Source organism: Desulfogranum aggregans, from assembly GCF_055398265.1.
Genome location: NZ_AP042447.1, coordinates 639,608 through 651,136, shown reverse-complemented (window position 1 = coordinate 651,136; position 11,529 = coordinate 639,608). Strand labels below are relative to the sequence as shown.

Sequence of the window (11,529 nt, the reverse complement as noted above, 5' to 3'; positions counted from 1 at the left end):
CGATATCCTCCTGCATGAATAGAGGGAATGCCCCTCACCTGTGGCCCTTTTTCTTTCACTGGGCGTGTGTCGGGTGCAGCTCTAAGAACGCTTGATGGATGGCCGCTTTCACATCATTCAATACAAACGGTTTAGCAAGTGCCGCACAAAAACCGTGCGCTGCATACTCGGACATAATAGGGTCTGTTGAATACCCACTGGAAACAATCAGTTTGCTGTCAGGGGCGAGCCGAAGGAGACGCTGGGCTGTTTCCCTGCCGCCGATACCGCCCGGGATGGTAAGATCCAGGATGACCAGGTCAAAAGGGGCACCGTTAAGCAGAGCAGATGCAAAGACTGAGACAGCCTCATCGCTCCCACCGGTGACAACAACCTCATGGCCCAGATGATGAAGCATGCTTTCGATCATGGAACGCACCAGAGGATCATCATCCATGAGCAGGATCCGGAGTGCGGATGGCTGATGGCCGGGCGCATCAACAGCCTTATGGACGGGACGATCGTCGGCACTGGCAGGCAGGTAAATACTGAATGTCGTTCCCTGACCAGGCACGGATGTCACCTCGATAAGTCCCTCATGCTTGGTGATGATGGACTGGGCAATAGCCAGTCCAAGCCCGTTTCCCTCATTTTTGGTGGTAAAGTAGGGATCAAAAATTGTATCGACATATGCTGCCGGTATGCCGGTACCGCTATCCTGGATAACGACCTTGACGTATTGTTCATGAGCCAGTGAGAGGGATTGTTCCTGCTCACGGTACACATTTTCCGCCGTGATGCGTATGGTCCCGCCTTCGGGCATGGCCTGGCTGGCATTCAGCACCATGTTATGCACGACCTGGCTGATCTGACCGGTATCCACTGCAGTGAGCCAGAGATCATCGGCAATGGCGTACTCGCACGCAACGGAATCACCGTGGAGCACAAAGTCAGCAGAGTCGGTAATAACTTTTTTCAGCGAAGCGGTTTCCTTTACCGGTTCGCCACCCTTGGCAAAGGTGAGCAGCTGCTGGGTGAGACGACGGGCTCTGACGGTTGCGTTTTCTGCATCCTGCATCAATGTTCGAGTGGATTCCACCAGCCCTTTATCCAACAACGCCAGGTTGATGTTACCGAGAATGGCAGCAAGGATGTTGTTAAAATCATGAGCTATGCCTCCAGCCAACACCCCGAGGGATTCCAATTTTTGCATGCGTAGCAGTTCTTTTTCGGTTCGCAGCTCCTCACTGATGTTGCGAAATACCAGGACAACGCCCACATGCCCTCCCTGTGGATCGAGGATCGGCGAACAGCTTTCTGCAACATTGATTCGGTCCCCGGTTCGTGCCACAAGCAAGGCATTGGCCGTAGGGCCCTGAACCGTTCCGGTTTTCTTCACCCGTAAATACACACTGCCGACGGCCTGCTGGTTTTGTTCGTCTACCAGGGTGAAGACCCTGTCAAGAGGCAATCCCCTGGCCTCGCTTTGGCTCCAGCCGGTCATGCTCTCGGCAGCCTGATTAAGCAGCACGACCTTTCCTTCAGCATCGGTGGTGATAATCCCATCACCAATGCTTTGCATGGTAACTGCCAATCGCTCCTTTTCTTCTGCCAGGTGCGCTTCTGCCTTCATCCTTTGGGTTATATCAACCGCTACCTCCAGCCTGACCACCCGACCATCAACCCAGTAAATCGCCCGGTCGTGAATGTAATAGGTCGATCCTGTTTTCGGATTGGTATACTCCCAGGTGTGGACTTTTCCGGGTGTTCCGTCGCTGTTGAGCAACAATCGGTTGCTACAAAACGCACATGGCCCGTTTTGCCCAATCTGCAGGGCCTTCCAACAAATCTCTCCAGTAATATCGCCAAAAATATTTTTTCCCTGTTTATTGATAAAAAGCACTTTATCGGTGGCGATATCGGCCACATAAATGAGCGCATCAAGGCTGTCGAGGAGCAAGCGAAATCGCGCTTCGTTTTCCTGCAGATTTTTTTGACTGGCGGAAAGGCTGTCGGCCATGTGGTAAAAAGATTGGGTGAGCGTACCCAGCTCATCTGCGCTCACTTGCGGTCGCTGGTCCAGGGTTAAACTGCCCTCGGCAAATCGTTTGGTCAGGCTCAACAGGCGGTTAATTGGCTTTACAAGGGTTATCGATCCTATACGATAAGCAACCAACAGGGATGCCAGACCTGTTAGGGATAAAACGATGAGATTCCTATTTGCTCCGGCATTGGCAGGGGCAATGATTTTCTCCTCAGGCACAGCTGCCCACAGATAAATATTAGGGTCTTCATACGTAGTAAGGGACACCCGCTGATAGGCAAAAATACGTCGAATGCCATCTGATCCCTGACCGATGAAAATACCGCTGTCTGCCTCCTGGTCAACCATATTCCACGATGCAGGATTGATCGGACTGCCAATGGGATTGGTAGCGGGGTTTGCAGGATAATAAAACAGCCTGATGCCCTGATGGTCGGTCACCGCGATAAACGACAATTCAGGTAAATTGGAAATGTCGTGAAACCGACCGATACCGCTCAGATTAATAGCCGTCGTCAGGACGGACTTGACCTGTCCCTCACTATCCAGCACCGGGTATGCAAACGGAAAAGCAGGCAATTTCGGCGCGAATTTGCTGACTATAAATTCACCGGCAGTAAACCGTTTTTTTTCCAGCGCTTCTTGAACATGTTTACGGTCGCCGAGGGTGGTACCGGGAGAAAATGGATTGGCGGCAGCCAATACCTGCCCTGAGGCAGAGGAAAGAGCAATATTGAGAAACTGGGGGTACTTCGCACACAGCGATTGAAAGATGGACGTACACTTTTGCAAGTCAGACGAATGAACCTCCTGCAGGAGGGAGAGTGTCACCAGCATCTGTTGTGCGGCACTCGCATTGCGCAGGTGTATCTCGGCAAGCGTCCTACTGAGGAGCAGCACATCCTGCTTGGCAGAATCAATGGAACCTCGGCGCTGCTCGATTCCGGAATAGACCATTAGCAGCAGTGCAGGGATAATGGCCGTAAACACGACCAAAGCCAGATTCCTGCGAATGGAACCCTTTACCCTGCCTGCTGTCTGAGGCTGTTGTGTGCTTTTACCGACCATTCTCCTGCTAAGAAACGTACACCATGCTGATTCTGAAGGTATGGAGTGTGGGTGCCTGGTGCCCCCACACCCGTTCCCGTTCGGGCAGATAAGTTCACCTTCATGACATAGCCGATGTTCGCTCCCATTTCAAGGGAAGTGTCGACACAAGCCAATGATATGTAATAAGAATATTACCTTAGAACTGTTCCTCCTTGATGTGATGCAGCATCTGGGCAATATCCAGCCCAAGGGAAACACATTGCTGGCCCTGCAGGCAATCCTCTGCATCGCTGATCTCAAGAAAATGCTTCAGCTCATGCTGACCTTTCCGCATGTGCACAACCCAGGCGTTGCTGGGCTCGTCAAACGATACATTGAGTTCAGCACCGCATTTGCCGATGTCCGGATACATTGCCGTTATTCGTTCACAGATTTCTTGACTTGAATGCATAATGCTACCTCCAGTAAAGCCTCACGACCTGATTAGCAGCAGGACTCCATCCTATAGCTTTTCCCGCCATCCAGCGTGATAAAGTGAAACCCCTCCTGCTTTGGCAGGCCGGCAATCTTCCAGGCCAATTCCGGATTAATAAACTGCTCATTGACGCAGTGCTTGGGCTGATGCACTACTTTACAGACGTTATTGAGTATGGGGAACACTTTGTATTTAGTATAGTACCTGCGCATAAAACTGATGATTTCCATCTGTTCTTCGCTCAGGTCATCCAGTCCTTCATTGGCTGCTATCCGACGAGCAACATCCTCGTTCCATGCTTCTTTGTGAAGAAGAAAACCTTCACTGTCAAAAGCGACATCAGTATTTTTATCTGGTGCAGAACCCATGGTTTACCTCCATTGTCATATCGCTCTTCAGCGACAGCTCGTTCAACACGGGATCGGGTGGGGAGGGACATCCGTCGGGAAAAATGTGCAAAGGTGCAGCATACTGCCTTATTTTACACTCAGTGCCGGTTTTGTCCTACTCCAGCTTTGTTGTGCAGGGTAAACAGAACAAAAACATTTGCACAACAACCAGCCTTACCCTTTGTTGAACTGTCTGACTGTATGTTCTGTTTTTCCCTAAGTGAAAAAGTAAGGACATGTGAAACTTTTACAACCAAAGAGCGCTGAAATCAGTTGTCAGTTGACGTGGACAGGGTAGATACTTTTCCGGAGCGGATGGTGGTGGCCGCCACTATACCGAGGATGATGCAACCGCCAAGGAGCTCTTTTAAGGAGGGTTTCTCTCCGAGCAGAAACAGGGCGAAAACAATACCGTAAACCGGCTCCATGCAGGAGATAAGACTCGCCAGCTGTGCCCTGACCACAGACATCCCGCGAATGAAGAGGACATGGGCTATAGCAGTAAAAACAATTCCGAGCAGGGAGAGCAAAAGCAACTCCTTTGCCGTCACCGTCGAGAGGAGCGGCGCAGCAAACGGCAGCAGGACCATACAGGCAATACCATCCTGGTACAGGGCAATGGTCAGCGGTGAATACACTGCCACATAGCGTCTGTTAAAGAGTGCAAGCAGGGCAAAAGTGAAACCGGAGAGGATACCCCAGAGTGCTCCTTCAGTCGCGGCATTGCTCATGTCCAGGTCCGGCACCACCAGTACCAGGCCAGCAAATACGCCGATGGCACGGAGTATATCGCGCCGGCGCAGGCGTTCTTTAAAAAACAGCGGTTCAAGAAACGTGACAAAAAGGGGAAAGGTGGAAAAAGTGAGTAATCCGATGGCCACCGAAGCCAGTTGAATGGAATGAAAAAAGCTCACCCAGTGAACGGCAAGGATTCCACCCATAAGGAAAAAGCCGCCGAGTTCACGCCAACGGTGCAGACGAATCTCAACCTTCAGCAGAACCAGGGCGACAATCAGTGCAGCCGTAGCAAAAAATGTTCGGCCAAAGACAATCACCATCGGCTCGTTGGCAAGAAACTTACCGAACAGTCCCGCCATACCGAAAAAAAAGACCGCCGAATGAATGGAAAGCAAGCCTGCTGGCCGGCTGATCATTGCACCCCTGGCCGGCTGTTCGGCAATAGCCCGCTCCCGGTTATCGGCATACCCGCACCCTGCTCATATCGGCGGCGCTGTCAGGGCCATTGAGACAGGGCCTTCTGCGTGAATGGCCGTGGTATCATAGAGACGCACGGAGGTGTCCGCCTGGCTGATCAGCATTCCTATTTCAGTGCATCCAAGAATTACTGCCTCTGCACCTGCAGCTGCCAATGCCCCGACAATGTCCAAATACTTTTTCCTGGAACCTTCGCTGATAATTCCCTGGCAGAGTTCTGTGTAAATCACGGTGTGCACATCCTGCCTGTCTTCCAGGCCGGGTAGCATAACCTGGAGTCCATACTTGTCCTCCAATCGAGCCCGATAGAAATCCTGCTCCATGGTGAACGCTGTTCCCAGCAGCCCGACCCGCTCTATACCATCTTGCTGGAGCGCTACTGCTGTGGCATCGGCAATATGCAGAAGCGGGATATTCACCGCAGCCTCAACCTCTGCTGCCACCTTATGCATGGTGTTGGTACATATGAGCAGGAAGTCGGCTCCTCCCGCTTCAACCTTGCGTGCCGCAGCGGTGAGTATACCAGCTACTTGCCCCCAGTCACCGCGGTGCTGGGCTCGCTCCAGCGGATCAAAATCAACACTGTAGAGGACAACCTGGGCTGAGTGCAGGCCGCCCAGACGACTTTTTACGCAGCTGTTGATAATCCGATAGTAGGCAAGCGTACTCTCCCAACTCATGCCTCCCAACAGGCCGATAGTTCGCATGTTCCTCCTATTGCCTGATGTCTTTAATAAAGATGGTGTTCTTTTTTCTGATGGAGATGTCAAACAGTTCACTGGCTCGAATCAGGTCACTCATTTTTTTGTACCCGTAATTAATCGGCGAAAAGGAACTGTTATTGGAAATGAATTTACCCACACTGCTCAGCGAAGACCATCCGTCTTCATCGGACGTCTGTTCAACAGCCGTTCTCAGCAGGCGAACAAGCCCGGAATCACCCCGCAGTTCATTGCGTGTTTTTTTGGTGACAGTCTTTTTCTCTGCTTCCCGCTCTTCCCCCTCACTTTCCAGGTTTTCGGTGTAAATAAACTGTGAGCAGGCATGGACAAAGGGAAGCGGCGTCTTTTTTTCCCCGAATCCATACACGGGCAGACCGCTTTCCAGGATACGCAACACCAGCGGAGTAAAGTCACTGTCGCTGGTCATCAGGGCAAAGGCATCAATGCTGCCGCTGTACAACAGGTCCATGGCATCGATGATCATGGCAGCATCAGTGGCATTTTTACCGGTTGTATAGGCAAACTGTTGAACCGGACGAATGGCATGTGGGTGCAGCTTCTCGATCCATCCGGAAAGTAAATCACTTTTCCAGTCACCGTGGGCGTGACGAACATTGACCGTCCCATACCTGGCCAACTCCTCCAGCACTCCCTCCACCGAACGATGACTGACATTATCGCAGTCAATCAACAGCGCAATGCGTCTGTCATTTTTCAAAATTCCCTCCGTAATTCTCCGCACAGGCCCTCGGCCGGCCGGGCGTTGACCGACGACCTCTTACGGGTAATGATAAACATAGCATCAGTACTTGAGCGGCAAAAACAAGCTTTCACTCACCTGAAGGTGTTATCCCGCTTTTTCCGCCTCGGCCTGAGCCGCATCAACGCTAGCAGTCAATGCACGCAGGGCCGGTGAAATTGCAAGGGTATGATCGACAGAGGCTTCAAGCTGTCGAAATGGTTCTGGCAGGGTCGCCAGTTCAGACAGCGCATGATTTCTGATCGCTGCAAGGGGTGGCCGGTTGCCTGTGCACTTCCCTCTTTCGATGACAGGCTCAAGGAGTGGTTTTCCCGGTAGATGATCGCTCTCAATGGTCAAGGTGTCCCTCGTCAATAGACCCTGTTCGTTATACTGTCGATACACCTGTTTACGGCCAGGCCACGTTTGCTTGGAGGCAGAACGCTTTCGCCGCCCCTTTCCTGCATATTCCACCAGCTTGTACGCGCAATCGAGGTAGGGATAGTCGGAAGAAGTGATCATCCGTGTACCGATACCATATCCATCAACAGGGGCGGCGGCCTCAGTCAGGGAGGAGATGGCATATTCATCCAGGCTGCTGCTCAAAAATATTTTTGTGTCGGCAAGTCCGCCGTTGTCTAAAATGGAACGAACCCTGTGCGCAGAACTTGCCAGGTCACCGCTGTCAATGCGCACGCCCTTGATGTTAATATTTTTCTCTCGCAGTTCAGCGGCCAAAGCAACCACCTTTTTGGCACCCTTTTCGGTGTCATAGGTGTCGATAAGCAATACGACGTTTTTGGGCTGGCTGGTGGCAAAGTGCAGAAAAGCCTCGCTTTCCGAGTCATGGGCTTGAACAAAGGAGTGGGCCATGGTACCGAACAGGGGAATCCCGAAAAACTGTCCAGCCTGCACGGTTGCAGTGCCATCCAACCCTCCCAGGAAACCGGCCCGGGCGGCCAATACCCCAGCCTCCTCACCATGGGCCCGCCGGAGTCCGAAATCGATAAGGACGGCCTCAGGTGCCGCCAATCGCATGCGGACCGCCTTGGAAGCGATCATGGTTTGAAACATCAACAGATTGATGATGCGGGTCTCCACCAGTTGTGCCACCGGCAACGGCGCAGTAACCCGCAAAAGCGGTTCATCGGCAAAGACAATGCTGCCTTCGGGAATAGCGTGGACATCTCCAGTGAAAGTTACCTGTTGGAGATGCTGAAGAAATCGATCGTGAAAAAAGCCTGTGGATCGTAAATACTCGATGTCACTGGCGGTAAAAGCCAATCCCGTGAGGTAGTCGACAACCTGATCAAGTCCTGCTGCAATCAGAAAATTACGCTGCGCCGGCAGTCGGCGAACGAAAAATTCAAATACCGCTTCCTGCTCCATCTGCTGATCAAAATACCCTTGCATCATGGTAAACTGATACAGGTCGGTAAAGAGTGGTGAGTGGGTCATCATGGCTGCACGTCGGCCAAAGTTGCGGTGCGCGCACCACGCTCACGCATCTGCCCGATGGCACGAATCCCGTCTCCGGCTGAAACATCCACCGCCCGGACAGCATCCTCAAGAAGGACCACTTCGAATCCGTTTTTCCGTGCATCAATGACCGTCTGCAGCACGCAGTAATCAGTGGCCAGTCCACAGACAAATAATCGCTGAATGTTTTGCTGGCGGAGATAAGCAGCAAGGTCTGTCCTTTCAAATCCGGAATAGGCTTCGTGGTCTGCCGTAGTGGCTTTGGAAACAATATGGCACGAGGTCGGCAGCGGCAGGTCTTTGGCAAATGCCGCTCCAGGTGTGTCGGCAACACAGTGAGGCGGCCACTGCCCACCATTATCTACGAACGAGCAGTGGTTGGTGGGGTGCCAATCACGTGTGGCGATAAGAGGAAGTGCACGGCGGCTGAACAGCTCGATATAGGCCGTGATCACTGGCAGAATTGCATCGGCATCAGGAACGGCAAGGCTGCCGCCACCAAGAAAATCATTCTGTACATCAACGAGCAGCAGTGCATCTGTGGGCTGCAACAGGAATTTCATCACGTCCTCCAAAAAGTAGCGCCTAGCGGCAGGTAACCCACCCCTCACCATCCTTTTGGATACGTACCCTAAAAGGATGGTGAGGGTGTGTCAACCAGTTGTAATTTATTGCCGTAAAAAAACGTGATGCCCATACCAAGGGTATACCTTTCGACGGTTCATGCATACGTTGGTTAAGTAACCAACCAGGAAAAGGCAAACAATTACCTTGACCGGTTTCAAGCGATTCCATTCATCATCCGCAGGAGAGAACACCCATGGACAAAACCATCGTTTCCACGGCTGCCGCACCCGCAGCCATCGGCCCCTACGCTCAGGCTGTCTCGGTTGGCAACTTCCTTTTTACTTCCGGTCAGATCGCCCTTGATCCGGATACCGGCACAATTAATGGCAGCACCATAGATGAACAAAGCAGGCAGGTACTCGATAATCTGGTCCAGGTACTTACCGCAGCCGGCGCGACTACCGCTTCAGTGGTGAAAACGACTTGCTATCTCAGCGACATGGATAATTTTTCCCGCTTTAACGACGTCTACGCCCAGTATTTTCCTGATCAACCACCAGCACGATCCTGTGTTGAGGTGGCCAGGCTGCCCAAGGATGTGCTGATTGAAATTGACGCCATTGCCGTCCTCCAGTCATAGAGCAGCCTGAACGCGAGGAGTACGTGCAGAAACGTCCAGAGTGGGCAAGAAATCGCCCTGGCTGCTCCATGCTCTCCTGCAGTTCGTGACACCTCAGAGACAGGGAATCCTTGAGTCATGCCGTTGCTGCCGGCCGTACAGGAGAAACCTATGGTGAAACCACCGTAATCAGAAAAATAGCCAGCGACATGGTCACAAAGGCGCAGCAGGTTGATACAACAATAGCTGCAGAGGCCAAGTCCGTATCCGAGTGCAGCTGGGATGAGAGCACATAAATGGCTGTCGAAGTGGGGAGAGAAAAATAGAGCAGGCTTACCTGCCATGCCGCGCCGGAAACGCCAAGCAAAGCGAGAAACACCACGCCGATGAGCGGCAACGCCACCAGTTTCAGGGCGGCACCCACCAGTGCCAAGCCGAAATTTTCCCGTACACCGTGGAAGGTCAGCGACCCCCCGATGGACAGCAGTGCCAGCGGCAGGGTCGTTGAGGCCAACAACTGAAGCGAATTACCGACATATGTAGGAAACCCGCCAATGAATCCAGCATAGAGCAAGCCGCACAAACAACCGATGATCAGCGGATTGACCAGCAGGCTTTTCAACGTTGCGACAACTTTATCTGCAATATTTTCATCTTTACCCGAATACCAGATCAGCACGGTCACCGAGAGCACGTTGATCACCGGAATAACCAGACCGATGAGAATGCCGAAAAGTTGAATCCCCTTCTCTCCAAACAGGTTAATGACTACCGCCATGCCTATGTAGGTGTTGAACCGGTAACAGCTCTGGTTGAATGATCCGGCTTTAAATGCATCCACCCTCGCAAGTTTGATGTAGAGCAAACTGAGCAAAAAAACCGTTCCCACGGCCCCTCCCACCGCCACCAGGTAACGCAGATCGCTGGCAGGGACCAGGGGCGATCCACCAATTTTCCAAAACAGCAGGACCGGGAAAAGCACATTGTATACAAAGCGGTCACTGCTGCGAAAAAATGCCGCATCAAGAAAGCGCATCCTGTGCAGTCCGGCTCCAGCGAGGATGAGAACAAAAACAGGAAAAAGCGCGTTGAGAACCATCATGACGCATGCCTCGTACGTTAAGATTGAAGGTGCAAACCGGGACGGACGAACGATGGCCCGTTAAGAGGAAGAGATTGAGTACAACGGCCTTCGAATGCGGGTATTCCGGCATTTCGGGCAGTTTCCTGGAGGCTTTAGCCGCTTCCGCTCATGAAAAACATACCCGCAATGGAGGCAGACCGGCGGGTGCAGCTGCAGGGTCTTGTTACTGGCGGCTAGCGAACGCTGAAGGTGCTCCAGGTGTTCATAGACCTCCTTCTCGCTGATATGCACCTCCTGGGAAATTTCCCGTGCGCTTATCGGCCCGGCCCCAAGCAGCTCCCTGATCTGTTGTCTAACGGTCATATTTTCCATGGTCATATACCGCCTCGATGAGTAGTGATGAGCTCAGCCACCGTCAAACAGGCTGCTTCGCTGCCTGAGTGCAGCCTGTTGAAGAAAAGCTGGCACCTGTTGTCGCCGCATCTTCTGCAGTGTTGCCATCAGGCTGAACGGCACCCTTTGTAGACCATACTGTTCTTCGAGTGCATCACACATGGCAACCCACAGGTATGCCGTTTTCTCGGCATCCTCAAGGGCACGATGATAGACATTGTTCGAGGGCAGACCGCAAAAATCGACCAGTGAGCTGAGCTTATGATTAGGGGCACCGGGATACACCCTCCTGCTGATGAGCATAGAACAGGCTAAGCTGTTTTCCCGCCAGCGATTGAGATTTTCCAGCTCCCAATCAAGAAATTGACGGTCAAAGGCGGCATTATGGGCAACCAGGGCGGTAGTGCCCATAAATGCTACGAACTCCTCCATCACCTCCTCGCACGGAGGGGCGGCCGCCACCTGCTCGTTGGCGATCCCGGTCAGGGATTCGATAAAGGAAGTAATGGTAAAGCCCGGATTCATTAGCCGTTGAAACCGATCAACAATTATCCTGTTTTCTATTCGAACCGCTCCTATTTCAATGGGCCGATCACCCAATCTGGGCGACCCTCCGGTGGTTTCGAAATCAAAAACAATAACGTCCTCTTCGCGCATAATAGGATCCTGCTGTTGGCTTGCGTAAGAAAAGTCTCCCGGGTCAGGGTCCCCGCACCCGCACCAGTCGGCCCTGGGTCAATGATGTAAACTACCAAGGCGATGTTGTCTTGTGAT

12 protein-coding genes are annotated in these 11,529 nt (G+C 52.4%); 1 reads left to right on the top strand and 11 read right to left on the bottom strand.

Annotation, left to right across the window (positions count from 1 at the left end):
* Positions 1-55 precede the first annotated feature (55 nt).
* The 8 genes from ACZ52Z_RS03085 to ACZ52Z_RS03050 all read right to left on the bottom strand — a co-directional run bounded on the left by ACZ52Z_RS03085 (position 56) and on the right by ACZ52Z_RS03050 (position 8,655).
* Positions 56-3,091: an ATP-binding protein gene (locus ACZ52Z_RS03085; protein WP_464269299.1), complete on the bottom strand. Its 3,036-nt coding sequence runs from the start codon at positions 3,089-3,091 to the stop codon at positions 56-58.
* A gap of 178 nt (positions 3,092-3,269) precedes the next feature.
* Positions 3,270-3,524: a hypothetical protein gene (locus ACZ52Z_RS03080; protein ID WP_464269298.1), complete on the bottom strand. Its 255-nt coding sequence runs from the start codon at positions 3,522-3,524 to the stop codon at positions 3,270-3,272.
* A 32-nt stretch (positions 3,525-3,556) separates the two neighbouring features.
* On the bottom strand, positions 3,557-3,916 hold the full coding sequence (locus ACZ52Z_RS03075) for a TusE/DsrC/DsvC family sulfur relay protein (RefSeq protein ID WP_464269297.1): 360 nt from the start codon (positions 3,914-3,916) through the stop codon (positions 3,557-3,559).
* 290 nt (positions 3,917-4,206) lie between these two features.
* Positions 4,207-5,091, bottom strand: a complete 885-nt coding sequence (locus tag ACZ52Z_RS03070) for a DMT family transporter (RefSeq protein ID WP_464269296.1) — start codon at positions 5,089-5,091, stop codon at positions 4,207-4,209.
* Positions 5,092-5,154: 63 nt separating this feature from the next.
* Positions 5,155-5,859 (bottom strand): aspartate/glutamate racemase family protein, encoded by a 705-nt coding sequence (locus ACZ52Z_RS03065; protein ID WP_464269295.1) that lies wholly within the window; start codon positions 5,857-5,859, stop codon positions 5,155-5,157.
* 7 nt (positions 5,860-5,866) lie between these two features.
* Complete coding sequence (locus ACZ52Z_RS03060; RefSeq protein WP_464269294.1) at positions 5,867-6,592, bottom strand: NYN domain-containing protein; 726 nt, start codon at positions 6,590-6,592, stop codon at positions 5,867-5,869.
* Positions 6,593-6,721: 129 nt separating this feature from the next.
* Positions 6,722-8,074, bottom strand: coding sequence for a nicotinate phosphoribosyltransferase (locus ACZ52Z_RS03055; protein WP_464269293.1), 1,353 nt, complete (start codon positions 8,072-8,074; stop codon positions 6,722-6,724).
* A complete protein-coding gene (locus tag ACZ52Z_RS03050; RefSeq protein WP_464269292.1) occupies positions 8,071-8,655 on the bottom strand; it encodes a nicotinamidase in 585 nt (194 codons plus the stop codon). The genes ACZ52Z_RS03055 and ACZ52Z_RS03050 overlap by 4 nt, the downstream gene beginning before the upstream one ends.
* Positions 8,656-8,912: 257 nt before the next feature.
* On the opposite strand from ACZ52Z_RS03050, the gene ACZ52Z_RS03045 reads away from it, so the two are divergent.
* Entirely contained in the window at positions 8,913-9,299 is a 387-nt protein-coding gene (locus ACZ52Z_RS03045) for a RidA family protein (RefSeq protein ID WP_464269291.1), read from the top strand.
* Positions 9,300-9,447: 148 nt separating this feature from the next.
* Here ACZ52Z_RS03045 and ACZ52Z_RS03040 read toward each other — a convergent pair whose 3' ends face one another.
* The 3 genes from ACZ52Z_RS03040 to ACZ52Z_RS03030 are packed head-to-tail and all read right to left on the bottom strand — an operon-like array spanning position 9,448 to position 11,412.
* Positions 9,448-10,380: an AEC family transporter gene (locus ACZ52Z_RS03040; protein WP_464269290.1), complete on the bottom strand. Its 933-nt coding sequence runs from the start codon at positions 10,378-10,380 to the stop codon at positions 9,448-9,450.
* Positions 10,381-10,440: 60 nt separating this feature from the next.
* Positions 10,441-10,740 (bottom strand): transcriptional regulator, encoded by a 300-nt coding sequence (locus ACZ52Z_RS03035; protein WP_464269289.1) that lies wholly within the window; start codon positions 10,738-10,740, stop codon positions 10,441-10,443.
* Positions 10,741-10,767: 27 nt separating this feature from the next.
* Entirely contained in the window at positions 10,768-11,412 is a 645-nt protein-coding gene (locus ACZ52Z_RS03030) for a 3'-5' exonuclease (RefSeq protein ID WP_464269288.1), read from the bottom strand.
* Between the last annotated feature and the right edge of the window lie 117 nt (positions 11,413-11,529).